This is a genomic window from Sphingobium sp. SYK-6, from assembly GCF_000283515.1.
Classification (GTDB): Bacteria; Pseudomonadota; Alphaproteobacteria; order Sphingomonadales; family Sphingomonadaceae; genus Sphingobium; species Sphingobium lignivorans.
Genome location: NC_015976.1, coordinates 2,263,567 through 2,287,179, shown reverse-complemented (window position 1 = coordinate 2,287,179; position 23,613 = coordinate 2,263,567). Strand labels below are relative to the sequence as shown.

Genomic DNA, 23,613 nt, shown 5'->3' with positions numbered 1-23,613 from the left:
GCGCGCGGACAGGGGAGGGCGGTCATGACGCTTCTCGACATGACTCTGCTGGCCATCGTCCTTCTCGCCGCCATCTTGCTGCTCTGGCCGTTCGTTTTCTATCCGCTCGTCCTGCGGCTGTTGCCCGCTCTCCCGGTCCGGATGGTGGAACAGGCAGAAGCGCCCAGCGCGTCGCTGCTGTTCTGCGCTTATGACGAGGCTGCGTCGCTGCCCGCCAAGATCGACAATCTGCGCACGCTCAAGGCGCGTTGCCCCGGGCTGGAAATTCTTGCCTTCGACGATGGCTCGTCGGACGGCACGGGCGAACTGCTGGCGCAGGCAGGCGATGTGCTGACGCTCGTGCGCGGCCCCGGGCGCAGTGGCAAGGCCCATGGAATGAAGCGGCTGGCGGCGATGGCGCGCGGCGACATCCTCATCTTCACCGACGCCAATGTGCTGCTGGCCGAGGACGCGATAGAGAAGCTGCTGCCTTATTATGACGATCCGGCAGTCGGCGGCGTGCTTGGATCGCTGCGCTACGAGGGCGCGGGGAGCAGCGCCTCGGCCTCGGTCGGCGCGCTCTACTGGCGGCTGGAGGAAATGCTCAAGGACCTCGAATCGCGGACCGGCAACGTGATGGGCGCGGATGGGTCTATCTTCTCGATCCGCCGCGATCTCTACCCGGATTTCCCGGACAGCGTGCTGGACGACCTGACAGTGTCCATGGCGGTCGTCTTCGCGGGCCGGCGGCTGGTCAAGGCGCGGGACGTGCTCGCACGCGAAATGATGGTGGCGCGGCGGGAGGACGAGTATCGCCGCAAGATTCGCATCGCCGCGCGAAGCTGGCATACGCATTGCCATCTGCGCTCCGGACTGGCGCGGATGAGCCGGCTCGACCGCTTCAAATATGGCTCGCGCAAGCTCGTGCGCTGGTTCGGCCTGCCGTGGATGGTGATCGGCGGCGCGGCGGCACTGCTGCTGGCCTGGCGGCTGGCCCCGCTCGCGGCGATCGCGCTTGGTGCGGCGGCGATCATGGGCCTGATGCTGGGTAGCATGATGCGGCGCGGGCCGCTCGCCGCGCTGATGGACCTGCTGCTCGCTTATGTCGCCACGTTCCGGGGCATCCGCATGGCGATGCGCGGCCAGACTTTCACGACCTGGACGCCCGCGAAATCGCGCGATTGAATTTACCGCCGGTTAGGCTCGCATTCGCGATTCTTCGCTGTATAGGCTGGCCGGATGATCACCACCCAGCGCGTCCTCAAGGCTGCCGGAAAGCACATCTCGCGCGCCGCATTGCGCGCCCGCGCGGCGCTGGGTGCGGGGCGCGACCGGCATTGTCCGGCCTGCCGCAGGGAGGTCGTCGGTTTCTTTCGATATGGCGCGGAAGCGGAGTGGGGCTGCATGGCATGCGGAGCCAGTCCGCGCGAGCGGCTGATGCATGCCTTGCTCGATGCCGGCATCATCACGATTCCGTCCGGCGGCGCCATCCTTCATTGCGCACCCAACGAGGGGAGCCTCGTCCAGCGCTTCTCCGCCGGCGCGGGTGACTATGTGCCCGCCGACATCGATCCCGCGCGCTATGACGTGCCGGACATGCAGCAGCTCGATCTCATGGCGATGGCCGACGAGAGCCGGTTCGACCGCATCTATGCCAGCCATGTGATGGAGCATGTGCCCGACGACGGGACCGTGCTGCGCAACCTGTTCCGCGCGTTGCGGCCGGGCGGCGAGGCATGGCTGCTGGTGCCCCTGTGGGAGAAGCCGAGCGAGGACGGGCCTGACGATCTGTCACCTCGCGAGCGCGAGCATCGCTTCGGCCAGTGGGACCATGTGCGGCAATATGGGCGGGATTTTGCCGACCGCATTGCAGCGGCGGGCTTCCGCGTCGAACTGATCGATGCGCGGTCGCTTGCCCCCCAGCAAGTGCGCCGCATGGCCTTGGGCGACACGCTGTTCCGGGCCTCTCGCCCGGAATGATGGACATGGGGCGGTGATCGACAGCCTCGTCGCCCATTCCGGCCGGCTCGAGCGGCGCCCGGGATTGCTGGCGGCCGCCAAGCTCGCCAATGTCGCGCTGGCGATGGCGTGGGGCTTTGTCGTCACCTTCGTGTTCGTGCGGCTGTTGCCGATCGGGGAGTTCCGCGCCTTCCTGGTCCTCGTCGCCTTCACCAACTTCACCGTCTCGGCCGAGCTTGGTCTTTCCTCCATCGTCTACAGCCGGCTGCGCCGCGCCCGGGTCGCCGGGGAAGGGGACTTCCGCAACGAGGAGATCAGCGCGCTGGCCTGGACGATGACGGGGATCGTCCTGATCGGCGGCGCGCTGCTCGGGGTGGCCATGGCGACCGGTCTGGTCGAGACCGGTCGGCCGGTGCTGTTCCTCGCCTTCTATGGGGTGACTGCGGTCAATCTGCTCGCCGTGCTGGCCCGGCGCGCGCTGGCCGCGCTTGACCATAATCTGTGGTGGGAGATGCTGGACCTCGTCCGGCGCCTGAGCGGCATCGCGCTGCTGCTGGCGGCGCTCGGCGGCCTGCCGCTCCTCGATTCGGTGCTGATCCAGCTTGCCATCGCGCTGCTGATGCTCTGGCTCGGCGTTTCGACAGTGCACCGCACGCTTGGGATGCCGGCGGCCGCCTGGCTCGGCGTGGGGCGCGGGGCGGCGCATATCCGCCGGCATTATCTTGCGGATTTCAGCCGGACAGGGGCACTGACGCTGTTCGACGTCGCGGCCTATAACGCGCCTTATTTCACGATCGCGGCCGCCACGCAGGATCCGCGCCCGCTACTGCTGTTCGATTTCGCGTTCAAGCTCTCCCGCGCGCTCTCCGCGACCATCCGCGCGCTGACGGAAACGGCATTGCCGGGGCTCACCCGTGCGTGGTTCGCCCGCGACGAGGCGGCCCTGCGCGGCGGGATGCGCCGCTGGCTCATCCGCTCGCTCGGCATGACCGCAGCTGCGGTCATCGTGCTGCTGGCGGCGGGGCGCGGCCTCGCGGACCTGCTGTTCGATGGCCGGATGATACCGGCATGGATTGAACTGGGCGCGATCCTCGTGCTTCTCTGCGGTCTCGCGATGATGTGCGCTTCGATCTATCTCCAGAATGGCCTTGGCCGCTTCGGCGCGCTGGTGCCGCCATCCTTCCTCTTCCTGCTGGCGAGCCTGCTCAGCGTGCCGCTTGCGCTCGCTCTGGCGGATCGAACGGGCTGGAGCTTCGCCATGGCGTTCATCATTCTCTACGCGGCGGTTCACGTCGCGCTCGGATTCGTCCATGCGCGGATGCTGGCCGGCCTTCCTCGGGAGCAGCCGACATGAAAATCGCGATGGTCGACCAGTCGCTGTTCACGCCCCGCTATGATGACGGGCTGTGCGAAGGCCTTGCCGCGCGGGGTCATGAGGTCACGCTGCTCGGCCGGCCGATGCGCGAGACGGACGCGATCGTGCCCCGGCGCTACACTTATGTGCCGCGCTTCTTCCGCCTCGGCGAACGGCTGCGGCCGGTGTTGGGGGAAGGGCGGCCCGGGCAGGCGGTGAAGGCGGCGGACTATGCCTTTGATGCCCGTTTCGGATCGCTGGCGGCGTTGGACGGGGATGTCGCCCATTTCCAGTGGCTGCCCTTCGCCGCGGCGGACGGCGTGCTGCTCCGCCGCCTCGCGCCCCGGATGGCGCTGGTCCACACCGTGCACAATGCCACGCCTTTCCATGGCGATCGCATGGCGACCGTGCAGGCACGGGGCTATGGCGAGCTGCTCCGGCGCTTCGATGCGCTCATCGTGCATGGCGATGCGACACGCGAGGCGCTGCTGACGCAGGGCCATGACGACGGACGCATCCACACCGTGCCACACCCGCCGATGCGGCTGCGCGAGGCGCGTCCCGAAGATGTCGCGGCCGTACCCAAGCGGGACCTGCCGCGCATCCTCTTCTTCGGCACGATCCGGCCCTACAAGGGGCTCGACCTGCTGGTGCAGGCTTGCCTCACCTTGTGGCGCGACGGGCTCGAGTTCGAGCTGGCGCTGGCGGGCAAGCCTTTCATGCCGGTGGAGGCCTTTCTCGGCGCGATCCATGGCAGCGGCTTCGGAGAGCGGCTGATTACCGATCTCGGCTTTCTCACCGAGCAGCGGCTCGATGCGCATCTGCGCGCCGCCGACATCCTCGCCTTTCCCTATCGCGCCATCGATTCGAGCGGTGCCTTTCTTTCCGCGCTGCGCTATGGCGCGGCGATGGTGACCAGCGATGCGGGCATGTTCGGCGAATTGCCCGATGGCGTGGCTTCCCGCTTTCCGGCGGGCAATGCCGAGGCGTTGACCGTGGCGCTGCGCCAGCTTCTCACCGATGCGCGGCGGCGCAGGGAAGCGGGCGAGGCGGCCCGGGCCCATGGCGCTGCGCTGACGGGCTGGGATCAGGCGGCGGCGCAGACCGAGGCGGTCTATCAGGCCGCGCAGGCACGGTTCCGCGCACGCACGGGGGTACAGGCATGAGCCGCCTCGCGCGATATCGCCGGGAACTGCGCGATCGCTGGCTGGCGGTCCGCCTTGGCCTTGCCGGACGCCAGCACCAATATGGCGAGATCGTCGCGCTGCGGCGCTTCATCACGCATTTCGGAATCGACTGCGTGATCGATGTCGGCGCCAATGCGGGGCAATATGCGACGATGCTGCGGCGTGACGTTCGCTTCAGCGGGACAATCCTCTCCTTCGAGCCGAACCCGACGGTTTTCGCGGCGCTTGAAGACACCGCGCGGCGCGACCCGCGCTGGCATGTCCACAATATCGCCCTGTCCGACCGGGACGGCGAGGCCAGCTTCAACATCATGGCGGCGGATCAGTTCAGTTCGCTGAACGCGCCGGATGCGGGGCTCGAACCGATTTTTGCCGAGCGCAATCGGGTGGCGCGTAGCGTGCGCGTGCCATGCGCGCGACTGGAGACCATCCTGCCGGACCTGCCGGGCGCTCGCGATGCCCAAGCGATTCTCCTCAAGATGGATACGCAGGGGCATGATGCGGTCGTCATGGCCGGCGCGGCCGGGGTGCTGGACCGCATGAGCGGCGTGCAGACGGAGCTGGCGGTCCGTCCGCTCTATGAAGGCGCGACGGACTACCGGGCCATGATTGCCGTGCTGGCGGACGCGGGTTTCGTGCCCAATGCGATGTTCGCCAACAACAAGGGGCATTTCCCGCTGCTTGTCGAGCTGGACGGGCTGTTCGTGCGCGCGGCGCTGGCGCGGGACGGCAATGTTCCCCTCGTCTGAGGCAGCCTCGGTGGCGCGTCCGCGCGCACTGGCCATTGCTTTGCTGACCGGCGCGGTGCTGGCGCTCGCGCTCTCTTATGCAGGCTGGGCCTGGCATATCGAGGGGCGCCGGGCGCGCGGGCTCGCGGAGTATTTCTTCGCCCGGCAGGACATGTGGGTGCTCGACGCGCAGGCACTGGCGCTCGCCGCCCTCGCTGGCTGGGCCTGGCATTTGCGGGCGACCCCGGCCGGGCGCCCTGAGCGCCTGCCGGGCTGGACGATCGGGCTCGGCATCCTTCTCGCGGTGGCGTTGAGCTGGCTCGGTCGCTCGCTGGTGTTCCACGGCTACAGCCCCTCGCGTGACGAAGTGATGGTCGAGCTCGCCGGCGCCTATATCGCGCAGGGCCGGGTGGGCTGGCCGATCCCGCCGGAATGGCTGCCGTTCCGCCGCGCGATGATGCCGGAATTCTACAGCCCTTATGGCGCGGATACGCACTGGACCTCGATCTATCTGCCGGTCCATGCCGCCATCCGCGCGCTGTTCATCCGGCTTGGCAATGCCGATCTCGCGGCGCCGGCGGTCCTCGGCACGGGCCTCGTGGCGCTCTGGCACATCGCCCGCAAGCTGATGCCCGAGCGCCGGGACGCGGTGCTGGTGACCCTGTTGATGGCGCTCAGTTCCACCCAGCTGATCGCGACGGCGATGACGCCTTATGCGATGACCAGCCATTTCGCCTTCAACATGGTCTGGCTTGCGCTCGTGCTGCGCGGCGACAGGCTGGGCCATGGGCTTGCCGCTCTCGTCGCCTTGCTGGCGGCAGGGCTTCACCAGTGGCATTTCCCGCTGCTGTTCATCGGTCCCTTCATCCTGTGGATGGCCGCGAACCGGCGCTGGGGCGCGGGGGCATTCCATGCGCTGGCGATGCTGGCGATGATGATCCTGTGGGCGCGGCTCTGGCCGATGGTGCTGGTCGATCTGGTCGGCGCCCCGCCACGGAGCGACGTCCATCGCACCAACGGCATCACCGACAAGATCGCGAGCCTGTTCGGCCGGCTGGACAGCTGGCAACCGCTGCTGAACAATGCGCGGCTCATCGCGTGGAACAATCTCTTGCTACTGCCGCTGGCGGGACTCGCCTTGGTCGGCGTGCGCTGGCGGGGACTGAGGCGTTCCGTGCCGATCACGGTCCCGCTCGCCCTCGGCGTGGTCGCGGGGATGGGGCTGGCGCTCTATCAGGGCTATGGCTGGGGCTTCCGTTACATGCACGGGCAGATCGGGGCCCTCTGCCTGCTCGCCGGGCTCGGCTGGCGCGCCGTGATGCCAGTGGGCGCGCGGCAGATGGCGCTGGTCGTGGCCTCCTGTGCCGTCGCTCTGGTCTCGGGCGCCTGGCTCCTGCAGGATACGGAGCGCTATCTGCGGGGCTATGCGCGCACGATGGCGGCGATCCGCGACAGCGATGCCGATGTGGTGCTGGTCGACATGCGCGGCGGCTACTACATGACTGACCTCGTGCGGTTCGACGAGGGGCGGCTGGCCCGGCCGGCAGTGATGGCGCTGCAGATGCTGAGCGGCGCGCAGATCCGCACGCTTTGCGCCGGGCGCAGCATCGTGATCATGGATCGGGCGCAGTTCGGGGCACTGGGGGTGCACCCCGTCTCCCCTTATTTCCGGGGAAGCGAGCAGATCGAACAGCGCCGCGCCCTTCTCGACGGGATCGGTTGCGGCCGCCCGGTCATCGACGGGCCGGTCGGCGCCACGCGATAGGCGATTGCCCGCTCAGGCGGCCCGGATAGGGAGCCTCGGAACCGCGGAGCGCCGTCTCCGCATCGAAGACCGGCGCTCCTGGGCAATCACTTCACGAAGGCAGCGACGATCTCGAGCTTCACGTCATCGCTCACCATGGGGACGAGGAACTTCATGCCGAACTCGCTGCGCTTGATAGCGCCGGTCGCCGTGAAGCCGATATTCTCCTTGTTCCCCATGCCCATGCCCGCGCCATAGAATTTGGCGGCGAGAGTGACGGGCTTGGTGACACCGTTGAGCGTCAGGTTGCCGGTGATGGTGGCGCTCTGGCCATCCACCGCGACATTGGTGGAAACGAACCGTGCGTCGGCCGGGCTGGCGCCAAAGAAGTCGGCGGGCTTGCCACCTTCCGCTGGCTTGAGCAGATGCGCGGTGAGGCCAGTGCTGGCAGTCGTCACCTTGGAGACGGGAATGGTCACGTCGACCTTGGCGGCGCCGGGATTCTTGGGGTCGAATTGCAGCGTGCCGGTGACATCGCCAAAGATGCCGAAATAGGGCGTGAAGCCGAGATGATCGACTTCCCACTTCACCAGCGTGTGCCCGGCATCCGCCGTGTAGGTGCCGCCGGAAATGGCGGCGGGATCCGGCTTGCCGGGCTGCGCGATGAGCGCCCCGGCAATGCCGGTGAGCAGCAGGGCAGGGAGGGCGGCGTGAATGAGGCGCATGGTTCATGTCTCCTATTCGTTTCTGCCGGTTTTCATCACGGCGATGCATCAAGCATAAAGGGCATCGACGAGATGTCATCCCTTTGATTGCTTTGTCACAATGCTTCCCGCTCCCGGAGAAGCCGTTCGAAGAGATCGAGATAGTGCCCCGCAGACGTGCTTTGCCGGAGCGGCTCCAGCGCCTGCGCGGCCACTGTGGCATCCGGGCCGGCAATCGCCGCCTGACGCAGGATCGCCGCGGCAAGCGCATCGGGCGTGCCCTCCTCCACGACACGGCCAAGGCTCTCGTTCTTCAGGAATTCGCGCACGAAATGGGAGCAGGGCGTGGTGACGACGGGAAGGCCGAGCGCGGTCGCTTCCGGCACGACCCCTGGCACGCCTTCGAAGCGGGAGGCGACGAGCAGAAGGCGCGCGGAGGCCAGTGCGCCTTTCACATTGTCCGTATAGCCGGCGAGGGTGACGGTTTCCCGCAGGCCCAGTCGGGCAATCATCGCCCCGATCCGTGCGCGCTCGCCGCCATCGCCGTAGACATGGAGATGCACGGGGCGCCGGGCGGCGACCCGTTGCACTGTCCGCAGCGCGAGCGGAATGTCCTTCTGCGGCTCCAGCCGTCCGACCAGCGCGATCGTCAGCGTCTCAGATGCGGCGAGGGGTGGGCGGAAGATGAAATGCGTCAGCGGATCGTCATCGACATTCGGATTGAGGATGGTGCTCACCCGGTTATGGCCGAGCTGGAAGCGGGCTTCCTGGGCAAGTCCGTATGAAAGTGCCACAAACCAGTCGATGCCGGAGGTCGCAATGCGCAGCGCCGGGCGCGCGAGCCAGGTGAGGCGCGGATCCGACAGCGGCGGCATCAGCAGGGGATTGCTGATCTTCGCGACGATCGGCGTCCGGGGCAGGGCTGCGCGGAGCGGGCGGGCAAGCAGGTGATGATTGCCCGGAATGAAGATCAGATCGGGTGCGAGCTCTCGCGCAGGGTCCGCCATGTAACGCCCCAGCGAAAGACCGGAAAAGGCGGCACGGGGCCGCTCCGGCTCCAGGATGCGCACATCGACGCCCGCCGGCACCCGGCCGCGCATCGGTCCGTCGCTCGCCCCGACAAGGATCGTGACGCGATGTCCGCTTGCGCGCCAGCGTTCGGCGAGCCGCAGCGCGACGGCTTCGAGCCCGCCGCCGTGGAAATCTGGGAAGGGAATGAGGATGTGCAGGGGCCGCATGGCGCGTCCCCTGCACGGACCTCGATGGCCTCGTCAACCGGCGGTTTCCACCAGAAGCGCGGCCGGGAGCGCAGAGATCAGTTCTTTTCCTGATCCACCAGCTTGTTGGCGCCGATCCACGGCATCATGGCGCGCAGCTGCGAACCGGTCTGCTCGATCGGGTGAGCGGCTGCGGCCTTGCGGGCAGCCTTGAGTTCCGGCTGGCCGGCGCGGTTGTCGAGCACGAAGTTCTTGACGAACCGGCCCGACTGGATGTCCGCGAGCACGCGCTTCATCTCGGCCTTCGTTTCATCCGTGATGATGCGCGGGCCAGTGGTGATGTCACCATATTCGGCGGTGTTGGAGATCGAGTAGCGCATGTTGGCGATGCCGCCCTCATACAGCAGATCGACGATCAGCTTGGTCTCGTGCAGGCACTCGAAATAGGCCATTTCGGGCGCGTAGCCGGCCTCGACCAGCGTCTCGAAGCCGGCCTGGATGAGATGGGTGATGCCGCCGCACAGCACGGCCTGCTCGCCGAACAGATCGGTCTCGCACTCTTCCTTGAAGTTCGTCTCGATGATGCCCGAGCGGCCGCCGCCCACGCCGCTGGCGTAGGAGAGGGCGATGTCATGGGCATTGCCGGTCGCATCCTGATGCACGGCGATGAGGCAGGGCACGCCGCCGCCGCGCTTGTATTCGCTGCGCACGGTGTGGCCGGGGCCCTTCGGCGCGATCATGATGACGTCGATGTCCGCCGGCGGCTCGATCAGGCCGAAATGGACATTGAGGCCATGGGCGAAGGCAAGCGCGGCGCCCGGGCGCAGATTGCCCTTGATGTCATTCTCGTAGATCGCGGCCTGGTGCTCGTCCGGCGCGAGGATCATGAGCACGTCCGCCCACTTCGCCGCGTCGGCATTGGCCATCACCTTGAAGCCGGCGCCTTCCGCCTTCTTCGCGCTGGCCGAGCCGGGACGCAGGGCGATGGCAACTTCGGCAACGCCGGAATCGCGCAGGTTCTGCGCATGGGCATGGCCCTGGCTGCCATAACCGAGGATGGCGACCTTCTTGCCCTTGATGAGCCCGATATCGGCGTCGCGATCATAGAAAACACGCATTCCCAAACCCTTCTCTTCTCAGATCGTCATGCTGAACCTGTTTCAGCACGTATGTGATGGAAGCACCGCCGGCCTTGCGGCGGCGCCATGGAACTTGGCCCCGTTCAGGCCGCGAGGCCGCGCAGCATGCCGACCACGCCGGTCCGCCCGACCTCGACCAGCCCCAGCTCGCGCATGAGGCCCACGAAGGTGTCGACCTTGCTGGTCGGCCCGGTGATCTCGAACACGAAGCTGTCGAGCGTCGTGTCGACGACCTTGGCGCGGAACACGTCCGCCAGCCGCAGTGCCTCGATGCGGGCATCGCCGGTGCCGGCGACCTTGACCAGCGCCAGCTCGCGCTCGACGAAGGGGCCGATCTCGGTCAGGTCGGTGACCTGGTGGACCGGCACGAGTCGCTCGAGCTGCGCGATGATCTGGTCGATCACGCGAGGCGGGCCGTTGGTCACGATGGTGACCCGGCTGATCTTGTGGTCCTCGCTCACGTCGGCGACGGTGAGGCTCTCGATATTGTAGCCACGCGCGGAAAAGAGGCCCGAAATCCGCGAGAGGATACCGGCCTCATTGTCGACCATGACGGAGAGCACGTGTCGCTCGCTGTCTTCCTGCCGGATGTGCATCTGTTGAAGTCCTTGTCAAAAATCCGTGGAGGCGGGGGCTTCATCCGGCGCGGGAGGCGCCAGCGAGAGCATGCCCGCCATCGAAAAATGCCAGCCGTCCATCGTTCTGTGGGCAATGCGAACGGGCTGTCCCACGATGCTGTCGAAGACGCGCGTCAGGCGCTCCCCCACATAGCGCGGTGCCACCAGCACGACCCTGTAGTCCTTCTCGTTGAAGCAGAAGCTACTTTCCAGATCGATCACCCACTCGTCCGCTTCCTCGTCCTCGCAGTCCGGCGTGGTGCCGAACAGGTCGGCACTCTCGTTCCACCGCTCGAAATCGAACGGCTCGCTGACATGGAGGCGGAAGCGGACCGGCTCGCCCATCAGACCAAGGCCTTGGCCTCGTCGTCCATGGTGCCCGAGACCTGGCTGGGATCGAGCAGCATGTCGATGTGCGCCGCACCCGATGGAATCATCGGGAAGCAGTTGGAAAGCTTCGCCACGCGGCAATCGACGATCACCGGCCCGGGCGTGTCGATCATCGCCCGGATGCCCGGCACCAGCTGGTCCGGCGTCTCGATGCGGATGCCCGTGGCGCCATAGGCTTCGGCCAGCTTCACGAAATCGGGCAGGCTGTCGGAATAGCTATGCGAGTAGCGGCTCTCATAAGTGAGTTCCTGCCACTGGCGCACCATGCCCATATATTCGTTGTTCAGGATGAAGATCTTCACCGGCAGGCGATACTGGATCGCGGTGCCGAGTTCCTGGATGTTCATCTGGATCGAGGCATCGCCGGCGATGTCGATCACGAGCGCGTCGGGATTGCCCAGTTGCGCGCCGATCGCGGCGGGAAAGCCATAGCCCATGGTGCCGAGACCACCGGACGTCAGCCACTTGTTGGGGCTGTCGAAGTGGAAATGCTGGGCCGCCCACATCTGGTGCTGACCGACTTCGGTAGTGATGATGACGTCACGGTCGCGCGTCGCACGGAAAAGCTCGGCGATCGCGCGCTGGGGCATGATCTCGTCCCCGCCCTCGACATAATCGAGGGACTTGCGCGCGCGCCAGCCTTCGATCCGGGCCCACCATTCGGCGAGATCGGGCTGCTGGAAGCCGCGCGCCTTCAGCCCCGCCATGATCGCCTCGATCGCGCGGCCGACATCGCCGACCACCGGCACGTCCACTTGCACGGTCTTGTTGATCGAGCTGCGATCGATGTCGACATGGACCTTCTTGCTGTGCGGTGCGAAGGCATCGAGCCGGCCGGTCACGCGATCGTCGAAACGCGCGCCGAGGCAGAGGATGAGGTCGGCCTTGTTCATGGCCCAGTTGGCTTCATAGGTGCCGTGCATGCCCAGCATCCCCAGCCACTGCCGCGAGGAGGCGGGGAAGGCGCCCAGGCCCATCAGCGTGGAGGTGACCGGCGCGCCGGTGAGCTCGGCAAGGGCGCGCAGGGAGAGACTCGCGCCGGGGCCGCTGTTGATGATGCCGCCGCCCGTGTAAAGGATCGGGCGCTCCGCCTTCATGATGAGATCGACGGTCTGCTCGATGACCGAGGCATCGGGCTCGATTTGCGGGCGATAGCTCGGATGCGCGTTCAGCACCGGCTTTTCATAAGCCGCCGTCGCGACCTGCACGTCCTTGGGAATGTCGATGACGACCGGGCCGGGACGGCCCGAAGTCGCGATATGGAAAGCCTCGTGCACCACGCGGGCCAGATTGCCCGGATCCTTCACGAGATAATTATGCTTGGTGCAATGGCGCGTCAGGCCGACCGTATCGGCTTCCTGGAAAGCGTCCGTGCCGATGAGATGCGTTGCGACCTGCCCGGTGATGACCACGATCGGGATCGAATCCAGCAGGGCATCGGTGATCCCGGTGATGGCATTCGTCGCGCCCGGACCCGACGTGACCAGCACGACACCCGGCTTGCCGGTGGAACGCGCATAGCCTTCCGCCGCGTGCGCCGCCGCCTGCTCGTGACGGACGAGCACATGGTTGATCGCCGTATGACCGAAGATGGTATCATAAATGGGTAGTACAGCGCCGCCCGGATAGCCGAAGACCGTATCGACCCCGAGGTCGATCAGGCACTGGACCAGGATTTCGGCGCCGCTCTTCTCGGCCACGGGACATGCTCCTTTGAAATGATGGCCGCGCCATGGTCCAAAGCCATGGCGCTGGCAAGGCTGGTGCCACTATGGATCATAAAATGTCATGTCAAGTAAAAACAGTGTATCAAAATTACGTTTTGAGCCTCACTTTAATCATATCATGGCGCATCGTTCAGGCATGCGAATGGCAGCGCGGGCAGGCAAACAAAAAGGACGGCGCGGGCCATGCCGCGCCGTCCCCATGTTTCTCTGCTTCGGCCGGGAAGGCCGGGCCGGCTCAGGCCAGAGCAGTCCGCATCTTCTTGCCGCGCATCGCGGAGCCGACGAGGCCGAAGCCGGCAAGCAGCATGGCCCAGGTCGCGGGCTCCGGAACCGCCGGCGGCGGCGGGGGCGGCGGCGGCGGGAAGCTGCCGTTGAAGCCGTAATTATGCACTTCGCCATATTGGGTGAACGAGCCGACGGCGACGTTCCCATCGATATTGTTGCTGGCGAGCGTGAGATGGGCGTTCGGCGCAAGGACGGAGCCGACGAACTGGCTGCCGCTGAACGTCACTTCCTCGCCGAGGAAGTTCCAGACCACCTGCTGGGCGAACGTCATCGCGCCGCCAAGGAAGTTCGCATTGAGATTGACTGCCGCGCTGCCGTCCACGTTGATGACGATGGGATCGGCGCCCACGCCGGCGAAATCATATTTGATTTGGCCGATGCTGTTCAACTCCGCAGCGGTGAGCGAAATGACCGAGAAGCCATTGTCCCCGGCCACGCCGGTGAGCGTCAGCAGGTTGCCGGCGATGGAATAGCTGCTCGGGTTCGCCGGGACCGAGAGGCTCGCCAGCGAGGACGACAGGGCTGCCAGATCGGCTCCCAGCGTGGTGAAGATGCCGGTATGGGCACCCACGTCGCTCGCGTTGAAATCGATGCCCTGGCTCGCCTGGATGAGCGGATGGCCGCTATTGGCGTTGCCATTGTACGTGCCGCCGATGCGGACGGACGGCGCGTTGTTCGCGGCGATGCTGGCATTCACATTGCGCCCGACGCTGATCGTGTCCCCGGTGGTCACGTTCATGTTGGTGGTCGAGAAATTGCCGCCGACGACGAGCGTCTGCTTCGAGCCATTGAGCGTGAGCGTGCCGCTCGTGCTGTTGCCGCCGATGACCGCGCTCGGGCCGGTGGCAAGCGGGCTGCCGCCGTTGGAGCCATTGTTGATCGTGAGGCCGGACAGGAGATTGTCGCCCCGGATGACGATGGTCGGCGTTTCGACCGGCGTGTTCGAACCGCCGCCGCCACCGGCGCCCACCACGCCGTTGCCGCCCTTGGCATTGCCGCCGACAAGCACCTTGCCGTCGACATGGCTGTTGGTCGTCCAGTCTCCGAGCGTGATCAGATTATACTGGGAGAAGGCCTCGAGGCCCGCGGCGGCATCGCCGGCGGCGAGCGCCGGGGAACCCAGCGTGGCGGCCAGCATGGCCATAGCGATAGCTTTGAAGGAACGACGCATGAAGCCTCCTCATCGTCAAGAATAGATCCAGCGGGGCTGATAGGCGTGGGGCGCAAAAGGTTGAAGGTGTTTAACCATGATCTTTCGGCTGCCCGGGCATGCCGATGTCCCATATGGAGAATTCCGCGCGGCTTTCCGGATCGGTGACGCGGCCGGGCCCCCTCCGGCGAACTCTCAAAGGATCGCGAGATCCTCCATGCCTGTGATCTCGTCGGGCGCGCGCATGGTCCAGTCGCGCTGGCGGTTGCGCGCCCATGTCGTCTGGCGCTTCTGATAGGCGCGCGTGAGCGTGAAGATGGCGGCATGCGCTTCCTCGGGCGTGGTGCGCCCAGCCAGCATGTCCGCGATCTCCCGGACGCCCAGTGCCCGCAGCACGGGGCGATCGGCTGGCAGATCGCGCCCCATCAGCGCGGCCACTTCCTCCACCGCGCCACCTTTCAGCATCTCGTCGAGTCGCTGCGCCGCGCGCGCATGGAGCACATCACGCGGCAGCATGACGACAGCGGCGCGGACCGGCATCCGCCCGATGATGCCGCCCTCGCGGTGCTTCTGCCATTCCGCCAGCGGGCGGCCGGTGGAACGCACGACTTCGAGCGCGCGCGCGACGCGTGTCGTGTCGCTCGGGCGCAGGCGAGCGGCGGCTTCGGGATCCTCCCGGGCGAGCAGGGGCCAGCTCTGCGAGACCGGCATGGCGCGCACAGCGGCACGGATCACCGGGTCGATTTCCGGCACCGGCGCGATCCCGCGCAGCAGCGTGTCGAGATAGAGCCCGGTTCCACCCACAAGGATCGCGGGCCGGCCCTGCGCATGCGCCGCATCGATCTGCGCGCGCGCTTCGCTCGCCCATCGCGCGGCCGAATAATCTTCCAGCCCGTCGACATGGCCGAACAGCCGGTGCTCCGCCCGGGCAAGGTCGGCTGCGGGCGGGCGAGCGGTGAGCACGGCAAGATCGGCATAGACCTGGCTTGCATCGGCATTCACGATCACGCCGCCGGTCGCTTCGGCGAGGCGCAGCGCGACTGCGCTCTTGCCGCTGGCCGTCGGCCCGGCAATAAGCGCGACCGGCGGCCGCTCCGGGTCGTGCAAGACGGAATTCTCAATGGCTGACGGCATGGACATGATCGCGACCTTAGTCGCGCATGAGGGACTTGGGCAGGGGGTGGTGGACCGCGCGCGCGAGGCGCTGGTGGCTGCCGGGCTGGAAACCGCGCCGCCGGTGTGGATCGACGAGGGTGAAGCGGTCGATATCGCCTTCAGCGGTGACCGCGCGCTGGCCCGCTCGGCGATCGAGGCGCTGGCGCTGCCCGCCGATCTCTTCGTGCTCGCCCAGGCCAATCGCGATTGCCGCCTGTTCATCGCGGACATGGACTCCACGATGATCACCATCGAGTGCATCGACGAACTGGCGGATTATGCAGGGCTCAAGCCGCAGATCGCCGAAGTGACGGAGCGGGCGATGCGTGGCGAACTTGATTTCGCCGAAGCGCTGGCGGGGCGAGTCGCCTTGCTCAAGGGACTGGACGAAGCTGTGCTGGACCAGTGCCGCGAAGAGCGGGTGCGGCTGATGCCCGGCGGGCGCGCATTGGTGCGCACTCTCGTCGCGCGCGGGGCATGCACGATCCTGGTGTCCGGTGGCTTCGTGCCCTTTGCCGGGCCAGTGAGCGCGGCGATCGGCTTTCATCGGCAGGTCGCGAATATCCTGCATGTCGCGGACGGCAAGCTGGCGGGCACGGTGGAGCAGCCGATCGTGGATGCGGCGCGCAAGCGGGCCGAGCTGCTTGGCGCCATCGATGCACTCGGCATCAGCCCCGCCCAGTCGATCGCCATCGGTGACGGCGCGAACGACATCCCAATGATCGAGGCCGCCGGGCTGGGTGTGGCCTATCATGCCAAGCCGCGCACACGGGCCGCCGCCGATGTCGCGATCGATCGGGGCGATCTTAGCACCCTGCTGCATGCGCTCGGTATTCCTCGCGCGCAGTGGATGGACGACTGACGCCAGCGGATGCAGGCGCCGGGCCGGAAGCGATCGATCTTCTACTGGCTGGTCGCCATGCAGGGCGTCCCGGTCGGGCGTATCCGCTCGCAAAGGGCCCGGGCATCGGCGGCATTGTCCAGCGGACCGACCAGCAGCCGGGTGAAGCCATTTGCTGCGATGAACGCTGGCTGGAAGCCCGAAAGGGCAGGGACCTTCTTGCCGAGCGAGGCCCACAGCGCCTGTGCGCGGCCTTGCTCCTTGAAAGCACCGAGCTGGACACGCCAGCGTCCCGAGGCTGATGGACGCGGCATTGGGCGAACGCTCGCGGGTGCCGGGGAGGGCGTGGCCTTGGCAGGCTTTGGGGTCGGCGTCGCTGATGCGGCCGTAACTTGGGGAGCCGGTGCGGGAGTGGGACGGACAGGCGCCTGCACGGATGCGGGCATCGTCGCTGCGCGATCCGTGCGCGCTTTGGCCGCAGGCGCCGGGACAGGCGTGGAGGCTTGGGCAATGCGCGATGACGGCGCGACCGCCACGGGCCGGACAGTCGGCGCCTCTTGTGACACTTCGCCGGACGCCATGGACGCTGCCATGGCCAGTCCCTCCGTTCGCTGCGCCTCAGGAATATAGCGATCCATCTCGGCAAGGCTGGCGGTAGCCTGACCGATGCCGGCGCGCGCCGCGCTCGTCATCAGCGCATAGGCTTTCACCCAGTCGCGCGGGGCCAAGTCGCCATTGAACAGGGCCGTTCCGTAGACATATTGCGCACGCGGCTCGCCGCGCTCGGCCGATGCCTTGATATAGGCGATGGCGTCTTCCCGGCGCCCCTGCTGGAAGAGCAGCAGGCCATAATTGTCGGCAGCTTTCTGATGGCCCCGTTCGGCCGCCTTGCGATACCATTCGAGCGCCACGGGCAGATCCACCGGCACGCCCCGGCCGAGCTTGTAGGCCTGCCCCAGATTGAACTGCGCATCGGCATTGCCGCCGATCGCTTCCGGCCGCCATTGTTCGACGGCGCGGACGTAGTCGCCCTGGTTCCAGGCATCGACGCCCGTCTTGACGCTGGCCTGGAGGGCGGCGCCCGACATCAGGAGGCCGGTCAGGATGATGGTGGCGCTGATCGATCTCATGCTCATGACTCCGGGGCGGCGCGGGCCGAAACGGGGTCAACCCTAGCGGCTTGTGGTTAATCAAATCCTAGGGCTGATCGCTGCCCTCGTGCCCCGACGCGACCTTCCCGGACGGACCTGCCCTCGCGAAACGGCGGATTTAACCGAATTTTAGGGCGCCTCATGAGAGCTTGCCGCTTCCGGCGGATGAACGACCAGGGGAAATCTGTGAGAATCTTGGCACTTGCGTCCCAGAAGGGCGGTTCGGGCAAGACGACCTTGTCCGGGCATCTCGCTGTCCAGGCCCAGCGCGCGGGCGCCGGGCCGGTCGTACTCATCGATATCGATCCGCAGGGCTCGCTCGCCGACTGGTGGAACGAGCGCACCGAGGAATTCCCCGCCTTTGCCCAGACGACGGTGGCCCGCCTTGCATCGGACCTCGAACTGTTGCGCCAGCAGGGCTTCAAGCTCGCCGTTATCGATACGCCGCCCGCCATCACCATGGCCATCCAGAGCGTGATCGGCGTGGCCGAACTGATCGTCGTGCCGACGCGCCCCAGCCCGCATGACCTGCGTGCCGTGGGCGCCACGGTCGACCTGTGCGAACGTGCGGGCAAACCCCTGATCTTCGTCGTGAATGCCGCGACGCCGAAGGCGCGCATCACGTCCGAAGCGGCCATTGCCCTTTCCCAGCACGGCACGGTCGCCCCCGTCACCGTTCATCACCGCACCGATTTCGCCTCCTCGATGATCGACGGGCGGACAGTCATGGACTTCGACGCCAATGGCAAATCCGCCAGGGAAATCGAGGCCCTGTGGACCTATGTCGCGGACCGGCTGGAGCGCAACTTCCGCCGCACCGTCTTCTCGTCGGGGCACCCCACGACCATGATCCGCCACCAGGGCGGCTTTGGCAGAAGGATCGTCAACTGATGAGCGGCTCCGAGAATTCCATGCCCGAGCCGCGCCCCGCTGCCTCGCTGACCGCCGGCCTGCTGGCCCGGCGCGGCACCGCACGCCCGGCGATGCGCCGCCCGACCCTGGGCGGCCTGCACGCGCCGCTCCCGACGAACGATGATCTCGGGTGGAACGACATGGGCGAGCCCGACTGTCCCGAGGCGGAGATCGCGCTGCCAACCGGCCCGGAGACCGCGCAGGCGACTGAAGAGGAGGCCGCGCGCACGCCCGATGACAGCATGACGGCCGAATGCGCTTCCGCCGTGCCTGCTGCCGAGGCGCTCGCGCCAGCCCCGCCGATGCCGATCTCGCCGATCGAGGAGCAGCTTCAGGCGCTCGCGAAGCGGATCAATGCCCGGACCGCGCCGCGCAAGGCCGAGAGCCGGAGCCCGGCCAAGTTGACGGAAGCGGCGCGCAAGGCGGCCTTCACGCTGCGCATCGACCAGGAACGGCATTTGCGCCTGCGCCTGCTGAGCGCGGTCAGCAACCGCTCGGCACAGCAGTTGCTCATCGAGGCACTCGATACGCTCATCACCGAAAACGAGCAGCTCAACGCACTTGCCCGGCAGGTCGAGGCCCGCCGTACGGCCTCGCGCGGCAAATAAGGAATCAATGGTCATGGCGAAACGGACCTTCTCGATCATGCTGGCTTCCGGGGCGATCCTCGGATCATCCATGGTTGGCTGCAGCGGGGCAGGGCGGGATCATCGCCCGGCGATCAGCGCGGCCCAGGCGCCGACGCTTGGCGCGCGCGTCGAGCAGGCGCTGGCCGGCAAGGATTATGCCCGCGCGCTGCTGCAGGCCGAGGCGCTGGTGGCCGCCGCACCGCAGGACGGGGACGCCCGGGCCCTGCTTGGCCGGGCCTATCTCGCCAACGGGCGCTATCTTTCCGCGCGGACTGCGTTCAGCGACGCGATGACGCTGGGCAACCGCGATGTGCGCACGATCATCAGCCTTGCGCTGACGCAGGCCGGACTCGGCGATGACGCAGCCGCCCGGGCATTGCTCGCGGACCATGCCGGCTCTCTGCCTGCTGCCGATTATGGGCTCGCCATGGCCATGGCCGGGGACGTGCGCGAGGGCGCCCGCGCCCTGCTTGCAGCGAGCCGTGAGCCGGATGCGACGGCGCAGACTCGCCAGAATCTGGCTTATGCCCTTGCGCTCGGTGGCGCGTGGGGACAGGCGCGACTCGTTGCCGGCCAGGACCTGCCCGCGCGCGAGGCCGAGCAGCGTATTGCCCAATGGTCCCGCATTTCTGAAGGCGAAGAGAAGGGCGCGCGCGTTCATGCGATGATCGGCGTCGTTCCGCGCGCCGACGATGCCGGCCAGCCCGAACGCCTCGCGCTGCGCGGGACCGGCGAGACCCCCGCGCGGATGGCGGCGCTCGCCGACCCGGTCGCGCAGGCGCGCGCCGAGCTTTCCATGGCGTCGGCCGAACCGGCCGCGGCGCCGGCAGCCGAACCCGTGGCCATGGCTGCCGCGGAACCCAAGCCCGCTTCGCCCGATACGCTCGCACTGGCCGCTGCCTTCGGATCCGGCAACGAAGCGGCGTCGCCGATGATCCAAGCACCGGCCGACCCGATGCGTCGCGCGGTCCGGGATGCGTTCCAGCGGTCCGGCGGCTCGGATGCGCAGACACTTGTCGCGCGCACCGGCATGAGCCGCGTTGCCCGTCTGGTCGCGCCGGTCGCCGACGAGCGCGCAAGTGACTGGGTCGTCCAGCTTGGCGCTTACGACAATGAAGCGGTGGCGCGGGAAAAGTGGGCGAAGCTGAGCCGCACGCGCGACGCTGTCGGCGGCTTCAACGAGGTCCACAGCGAAGTCACGCTGAACGGTCGCGCCTTTCATCGCCTCGCCATTCGCGGCTTTGGCGATCGTGCCTCGGCGGTGACGCTGTGCAATTCCCTCCGTGCCTCGGGCCAGCCCTGCTTCGTGCGTCTCGACGATACGGACAGCACCCGAATGGCCCGTGCCCGGGCAAAGGGAGAGGACAGCAGGGTCGCTTCCGCGAAACAGGCAGCCGGGTCGTCCCGCCTCGCTGCGGCGCGCTGAGAGCGCCGCCCAGGCGGCGTAGATGAACACCGGCGGTCTGCTCGGGAGCGGTATGCGATCTGGCACATCGTCATTTCCCGCGTTGGCACCTCGTCATCTCGGCATGCGTGGGGCTCCAGTTGAAACCTGGCCTCCGACGAGCGCCGGAAGAGGGTCGCTATCTCTGGCGGCCCGGTGTCGGTCGTGCTCCCGCTTCCATCCCTCTCAGCCTTGCTTTTCCGCTGTCCTACACCCCTGCCGCCATGGCAGCCCTGCCGGACGCCTCTTTCGGGCGACAAGTGACAGGGACAGGTAATGCATGCTTCTCTTGCGGGAAGGCTTTCATTGTCCGGTCGGGCCGTACAGGCTCGCCCGGACAAGCTACGGCATCCATCTCATCGAAAGTTCACGGAAGCGGAAGTTGACGGAGACGTGTCGTCAACTTTGTAAACTTCCAGAGCGCAGCGCCGCGTTGCACCGGCATCGCCAGGCCCTCGCGCCGTCCATCGCTTCCGTCTGATCGTCGTGGCACCCGTCTCGCCACGGCTCCGCGAATCAAATGGCCGAGCAGGCGCTCAAGCCCGCTTGCGCTGCACGTTTCGGTCAGCTGACCTTTGGAAGCCCGGACCGGCGAGTCAGCGGATCTCGCCGCCCTTCAGGATCATCCTGGCCCGGCCCTGCACGGGGAGCCTGTCGAAGGGCGTGTTGCCGGCGGCGGCCGCCATCTTGCCGGAATCGACGATCCACGGCGTGTCCGGATCGATGAGGATGATGTCCGCCGGGGCGCCCGGCGCGAGGCGGCCCGCATCGAGGCCAAGCAGGCGCGCCGGGTTGGTCGCCAGCAGCGTCATCATGCGCGCCTCGCTGATCTTGCCTTCGCGCACGAGGTTGAGGGAGAGGGGAAGCAGCGTTTCCGCCCCCGCGACGCCCGGCGCGGCATCCGCGAACGGGAGGCGCTTGTCCTCCGGCCCGCGCGGATCATGGCCGGAGCAGAGAATGTCGATGGTCCCGTCCGCGACGGCGGCGATCGCGGCAAGGCGCTCGCTTTCGTCCCGCAAGGGCGGGGACATGCGCGCGAAGGTGCGAAAATCGCTCACCGCCTGATCGTTGAGGAAAAGATAGGACGGCGTGATGCCGCAAGTGACCGGCAGTCCTTCCGCCTTGGCCGCCCGCACGAGATCGAACCCGGCCGCCGTGGTGACGATGCGGATGTGCAGACGTGCGCCGGTCTCCCGGGCGAGCGCGATGTCGCGCGCGATGGCGATCGCTTCCGCGCAGGCCGGAGCGCTGGCGAGGCCGAGCCGCGAGGCCGTCTCACCGTCGGTCGCCACCGCATTTGCCGTCAGGCCTCCGTCTTCGGCATGCGTGATGACCGTGAGGTCCAGCGCAGCGGCGTAGCGCAGCACGCGCAGCATGACGCCCGAATCCGCGATCCAGCTCCGACCGGTCGCGATGGCCCGTGCGCCCGCGGCCTTCATCAGGCCCATTTCGGCGAGTTCGCGTCCTTCCAGGCCCCGCGTCGCGGCACCGAGCGGATGAACCCAGAAATCTGGCTTGCCCGCGCGCGCGGCATGCTGGACGAGCCCGGGGTCATCCAGCACGGGCGACTGGTCCGGCATCAGCGCCGCGCGGGTGATGCCGGAGAAATGAAAGGCCGGCTTGTCGGTGCGGAACACGCCGATATCGATGATGCCGGGCGCCACGATCATGCCGCGCGCATCGATGATCGCGGCGTCGGCCGGCACGTCGGACACGCCGATCGCCTCGATCCTGTCGTCCCGGATGATGACAGCGCCGGACGACAGCGCGGAGGCGGCAGGATCGCAGATCCGGCCATTGACGATCGCGGTCAGGCCCATCCCGCTACTCCCCTCGCGCTGCGTGTCAGGACGTCGAGACAGGCCATGCGCACGGCCACGCCCATTTCCACCTGCTCGGTGATGGCGGAATGCGCGCCGTCCGCGACCCCGCTGGTGATCTCCACGCCGCGGTTCATGGGCCCCGGATGCATGACGAGCACATCGGGCTTGGCGCGTTTCAGTCGCTCGGGCGTGAGGCCGTAAAGCATATGGAACTCGCGGGACGAGGGAATGAAGCCGCCATCCATCCGCTCGTTCTGGACGCGCAGGGCCATGGCCACGTCCGCGCCTTCAAGGGCGGCGTCGAAATCGGTGAACGGCGTCACCCGGTAGCGCTCGATCCCCGGCGGCATCAGCGTGGGCGGCGCGCAGATGCGCACCTGCGCGCCCAGCGCGGTCAGGCAGAGCATGTTCGAGCGTGCGACCCGGCTGTGCAGGATGTCGCCGCAGATGGTGACGATCAGTCCCTCGAAGCTGCCCTTGTGCCGACGGATGGTCAGCGCGTCGAGCAGGGCCTGCGTCGGGTGCTCGTGCCGTCCGTCTCCGGCATTGAGCACCGGGCAGTCCACCTTGTCCGCAATGAGTTGCACGGCGCCAGAACTCATGTGGCGGATCACCATGACGCCGGCGCGCATGGAGTTCAGCGTCACGGCGGTGTCGATCAGCGTTTCGCCCTTCTTCACGCTGGACTGGGCGGCATGCATGTTCACCACGTCGGCACCGAGCCGCTTGCCCGCCACCTCGAAGGAAAGCAGCGTGCGCGTGCTGGCCTCGAAGAAGGCGTTCATCTGCGTGAGTCCGGCAAGCCGGCCATCAAGCTTGCGCGTATCCGCCCGATTGAGCGCTGCCCAATGCTCGGCTTCGTCAAGCAGGAAGCGGATTTCATGGGGCGCCAGGCTGGCGATTCCCAGGAGATGCCGGTGCGGGAAACTGGCCCGCCCGACAAGGCCGGTGGAGGGGGAGGGTGACACTGTCATCAAAGCCCCCCGATAGAGAGGGGAAAGGCCGGACTCAAGGGCGCATGTCGATCAGCATGAGGATGATCGCCTGCGCCACGGCGATCATGAAGAAGGCAGCCGAGAAGCTGGTCTTGCGCGTCTTGTGGCGAAACAGACGCATCCCCGCCCAGCCGCCGATCGTGCCGCCCAGCGCGACAAGCAGCAGCAGGTCGCGCTCGGGCACCCGCCGCATCCCGGCAACCGCCCGCGCCTTGTCGAAGCGGAAGGTAGCGAGCGTCACGAGATTGATGGCGGCGATGTAGAGCCAGAGAGCGGTGGTGGGCATGCTGGCTGCCCTTAGCATTTTCGGATCGGGTGGAAACAGAGATGCTGTGTGCGGCAAGGCATGAAGACTCACGACCAGGGAGTCCGCACATTGCAAGAGGTGCATCGGGACGAGCCGATATCGCCGTTTCGCCGGGAATCGCCCTGCCCGAGACAGGGCGATTCCCGGCGTCCGGGTTATTCAGGGTTGCCGAACGC

General features: G+C 67.2%; 22 protein-coding genes. 10 read left to right on the top strand and 12 right to left on the bottom strand.

What is annotated here, in order from left to right:
* Nucleotides 1–24 precede the first annotated feature (24 nt).
* From SLG_RS10300 to SLG_RS10275, 6 genes are read left to right on the top strand one after another with little or no spacing between them, the layout of a single operon-like run.
* Entirely contained in the window at nt 25–1,164 is a 1,140-nt protein-coding gene (locus SLG_RS10300; RefSeq protein ID WP_014076403.1) for a glycosyltransferase, read from the top strand.
* Nucleotides 1,165–1,218: 54 nt separating this feature from the next.
* Nucleotides 1,219–1,959 carry a class I SAM-dependent methyltransferase gene (locus tag SLG_RS10295; RefSeq protein ID WP_014076402.1) on the top strand — a complete coding sequence of 247 codons (741 nt, stop codon included), beginning with the start codon at nt 1,219–1,221 and terminating at the stop codon, nt 1,957–1,959.
* 13 nt (nt 1,960–1,972) lie between these two features.
* The gene (locus SLG_RS10290; RefSeq protein WP_014076401.1) at nt 1,973–3,292 is read left to right on the top strand and encodes a hypothetical protein; all 1,320 of its coding nucleotides are present in this window, start codon (nt 1,973–1,975) and stop codon (nt 3,290–3,292) included.
* The gene (locus SLG_RS10285) at nt 3,289–4,458 is read left to right on the top strand and encodes a glycosyltransferase family 4 protein (protein ID WP_014076400.1); all 1,170 of its coding nucleotides are present in this window, start codon (nt 3,289–3,291) and stop codon (nt 4,456–4,458) included. The genes SLG_RS10290 and SLG_RS10285 overlap by 4 nt, the downstream gene beginning before the upstream one ends.
* Nucleotides 4,455–5,228, top strand: coding sequence for an FkbM family methyltransferase (locus SLG_RS10280; RefSeq protein WP_014076399.1), 774 nt, complete (start codon nt 4,455–4,457; stop codon nt 5,226–5,228). The genes SLG_RS10285 and SLG_RS10280 overlap by 4 nt, the downstream gene beginning before the upstream one ends.
* Before the next feature lie 10 nt (nt 5,229–5,238).
* Nucleotides 5,239–6,972, top strand: coding sequence for a hypothetical protein (locus SLG_RS10275; RefSeq protein WP_014076398.1), 1,734 nt, complete (start codon nt 5,239–5,241; stop codon nt 6,970–6,972).
* A gap of 86 nt (nt 6,973–7,058) precedes the next feature.
* Here the strand turns inward: SLG_RS10275 and SLG_RS10270 are convergent, their stop codons facing one another.
* The 8 genes from SLG_RS10270 to miaA form a co-directional block, all read right to left on the bottom strand.
* Nucleotides 7,059–7,676: a YceI family protein gene (locus SLG_RS10270; RefSeq protein WP_014076397.1), complete on the bottom strand. Its 618-nt coding sequence runs from the start codon at nt 7,674–7,676 to the stop codon at nt 7,059–7,061.
* 95 nt (nt 7,677–7,771) lie between these two features.
* On the bottom strand, nt 7,772–8,893 hold the full coding sequence (locus tag SLG_RS10265) for a glycosyltransferase (protein WP_014076396.1): 1,122 nt from the start codon (nt 8,891–8,893) through the stop codon (nt 7,772–7,774).
* A gap of 77 nt (nt 8,894–8,970) precedes the next feature.
* Nucleotides 8,971–9,990, bottom strand: a complete 1,020-nt coding sequence (gene ilvC / locus SLG_RS10260; protein ID WP_014076395.1) for a ketol-acid reductoisomerase — start codon at nt 9,988–9,990, stop codon at nt 8,971–8,973.
* Nucleotides 9,991–10,094: 104 nt separating this feature from the next.
* Entirely contained in the window at nt 10,095–10,607 is a 513-nt protein-coding gene (gene ilvN, locus SLG_RS10255) for an acetolactate synthase small subunit (RefSeq protein ID WP_014076394.1), read from the bottom strand.
* 15 nt (nt 10,608–10,622) lie between these two features.
* Entirely contained in the window at nt 10,623–10,973 is a 351-nt protein-coding gene (locus tag SLG_RS10250) for a hypothetical protein (protein WP_014076393.1), read from the bottom strand.
* A complete protein-coding gene (locus SLG_RS10245) occupies nt 10,973–12,718 on the bottom strand; it encodes an acetolactate synthase 3 large subunit (protein ID WP_014076392.1) in 1,746 nt (581 codons plus the stop codon). Before SLG_RS10245 ends, SLG_RS10250 begins: the two co-directional genes overlap by 1 nt.
* A 262-nt stretch (nt 12,719–12,980) precedes the next feature.
* Entirely contained in the window at nt 12,981–14,201 is a 1,221-nt protein-coding gene (locus SLG_RS10240; protein ID WP_014076391.1) for a collagen-binding domain-containing protein, read from the bottom strand.
* Between the two features lie 174 nt (nt 14,202–14,375).
* Entirely contained in the window at nt 14,376–15,314 is a 939-nt protein-coding gene (gene miaA, locus SLG_RS10235; protein WP_051003738.1) for a tRNA (adenosine(37)-N6)-dimethylallyltransferase MiaA, read from the bottom strand.
* On the opposite strand from miaA, the gene serB reads away from it, so the two are divergent.
* Nucleotides 15,301–16,197 carry a phosphoserine phosphatase SerB gene (serB, locus tag SLG_RS10230; RefSeq protein ID WP_014076389.1) on the top strand — a complete coding sequence of 299 codons (897 nt, stop codon included), beginning with the start codon at nt 15,301–15,303 and terminating at the stop codon, nt 16,195–16,197. The two genes, miaA and serB, sit on opposite strands and share 14 nt — an antisense overlap.
* A gap of 41 nt (nt 16,198–16,238) precedes the next feature.
* On the opposite strand, the gene SLG_RS10225 is transcribed toward serB, so the two are convergent.
* A complete protein-coding gene (locus tag SLG_RS10225; RefSeq protein WP_014076388.1) occupies nt 16,239–17,312 on the bottom strand; it encodes an SPOR domain-containing protein in 1,074 nt (357 codons plus the stop codon).
* Nucleotides 17,313–17,513: 201 nt separating this feature from the next.
* On the opposite strand from SLG_RS10225, the gene SLG_RS10220 reads away from it, so the two are divergent.
* Genes SLG_RS10220 through SLG_RS10210 form a run of 3 tightly spaced genes read left to right on the top strand, consistent with a single transcriptional unit; the run spans nt 17,514 to nt 20,294 of the window.
* Nucleotides 17,514–18,218 (top strand): ParA family protein, encoded by a 705-nt coding sequence (locus tag SLG_RS10220; protein WP_014076387.1) that lies wholly within the window; start codon nt 17,514–17,516, stop codon nt 18,216–18,218.
* Nucleotides 18,218–18,847, top strand: a complete 630-nt coding sequence (locus tag SLG_RS10215) for a hypothetical protein (protein WP_014076386.1) — start codon at nt 18,218–18,220, stop codon at nt 18,845–18,847. The genes SLG_RS10220 and SLG_RS10215 overlap by 1 nt, the downstream gene beginning before the upstream one ends.
* 13 nt (nt 18,848–18,860) lie before the next feature.
* Complete coding sequence (locus SLG_RS10210) at nt 18,861–20,294, top strand: SPOR domain-containing protein (RefSeq protein ID WP_148276555.1); 1,434 nt, start codon at nt 18,861–18,863, stop codon at nt 20,292–20,294.
* 614 nt (nt 20,295–20,908) lie between these two features.
* On the opposite strand, the gene SLG_RS10205 is transcribed toward SLG_RS10210, so the two are convergent.
* From SLG_RS10205 to SLG_RS10195, 3 genes are read right to left on the bottom strand one after another with little or no spacing between them, the layout of a single operon-like run.
* Nucleotides 20,909–22,132, bottom strand: a complete 1,224-nt coding sequence (locus tag SLG_RS10205; protein WP_014076384.1) for a dihydroorotase — start codon at nt 22,130–22,132, stop codon at nt 20,909–20,911.
* Nucleotides 22,123–23,109 carry an aspartate carbamoyltransferase catalytic subunit gene (locus SLG_RS10200; RefSeq protein WP_014076383.1) on the bottom strand — a complete coding sequence of 329 codons (987 nt, stop codon included), beginning with the start codon at nt 23,107–23,109 and terminating at the stop codon, nt 22,123–22,125. The genes SLG_RS10205 and SLG_RS10200 overlap by 10 nt, the downstream gene beginning before the upstream one ends.
* Nucleotides 23,110–23,143: 34 nt before the next feature.
* Nucleotides 23,144–23,416 carry a DUF1294 domain-containing protein gene (locus SLG_RS10195; RefSeq protein WP_041391898.1) on the bottom strand — a complete coding sequence of 91 codons (273 nt, stop codon included), beginning with the start codon at nt 23,414–23,416 and terminating at the stop codon, nt 23,144–23,146.
* Between the last annotated feature and the right edge of the window lie 197 nt (nt 23,417–23,613).

Bases quoted from the DNA above. Each gene is read 5' to 3' on its own strand.
- SLG_RS10200 (WP_014076383.1), bottom strand. From the start codon at position 23,109: ATGACAGTGTCACCCTCCCCCTCCACCGGCCTTGTCGGGCGGGCCAGT.
- SLG_RS10195 (WP_041391898.1), bottom strand. From the start codon at position 23,416: ATGCCCACCACCGCTCTCTGGCTCTACATCGCCGCCATCAATCTCGTG.
- SLG_RS10285 (WP_014076400.1), top strand. From the start codon at position 3,289: ATGAAAATCGCGATGGTCGACCAGTCGCTGTTCACGCCCCGCTATGAT.
- SLG_RS10215 (WP_014076386.1), top strand. From the start codon at position 18,218: ATGAGCGGCTCCGAGAATTCCATGCCCGAGCCGCGCCCCGCTGCCTCG.
- SLG_RS10205 (WP_014076384.1), bottom strand. From the start codon at position 22,132: ATGGGCCTGACCGCGATCGTCAATGGCCGGATCTGCGATCCTGCCGCC.
- SLG_RS10295 (WP_014076402.1), top strand. From the start codon at position 1,219: ATGATCACCACCCAGCGCGTCCTCAAGGCTGCCGGAAAGCACATCTCG.
- SLG_RS10270 (WP_014076397.1), bottom strand. From the start codon at position 7,676: ATGCGCCTCATTCACGCCGCCCTCCCTGCCCTGCTGCTCACCGGCATT.
- SLG_RS10265 (WP_014076396.1), bottom strand. From the start codon at position 8,893: ATGCGGCCCCTGCACATCCTCATTCCCTTCCCAGATTTCCACGGCGGC.
- ilvN (WP_014076394.1), bottom strand. From the start codon at position 10,607: ATGCACATCCGGCAGGAAGACAGCGAGCGACACGTGCTCTCCGTCATG.
- ilvC (WP_014076395.1), bottom strand. From the start codon at position 9,990: ATGCGTGTTTTCTATGATCGCGACGCCGATATCGGGCTCATCAAGGGC.
- SLG_RS10210 (WP_148276555.1), top strand. From the start codon at position 18,861: ATGGCGAAACGGACCTTCTCGATCATGCTGGCTTCCGGGGCGATCCTC.
- SLG_RS10225 (WP_014076388.1), bottom strand. From the start codon at position 17,312: ATGAGCATGAGATCGATCAGCGCCACCATCATCCTGACCGGCCTCCTG.
- SLG_RS10300 (WP_014076403.1), top strand. From the start codon at position 25: ATGACGCTTCTCGACATGACTCTGCTGGCCATCGTCCTTCTCGCCGCC.
- SLG_RS10280 (WP_014076399.1), top strand. From the start codon at position 4,455: ATGAGCCGCCTCGCGCGATATCGCCGGGAACTGCGCGATCGCTGGCTG.
- SLG_RS10250 (WP_014076393.1), bottom strand. From the start codon at position 10,973: ATGGGCGAGCCGGTCCGCTTCCGCCTCCATGTCAGCGAGCCGTTCGAT.
- serB (WP_014076389.1), top strand. From the start codon at position 15,301: ATGGCTGACGGCATGGACATGATCGCGACCTTAGTCGCGCATGAGGGA.
- SLG_RS10240 (WP_014076391.1), bottom strand. From the start codon at position 14,201: ATGCGTCGTTCCTTCAAAGCTATCGCTATGGCCATGCTGGCCGCCACG.
- miaA (WP_051003738.1), bottom strand. From the start codon at position 15,314: ATGCCGTCAGCCATTGAGAATTCCGTCTTGCACGACCCGGAGCGGCCG.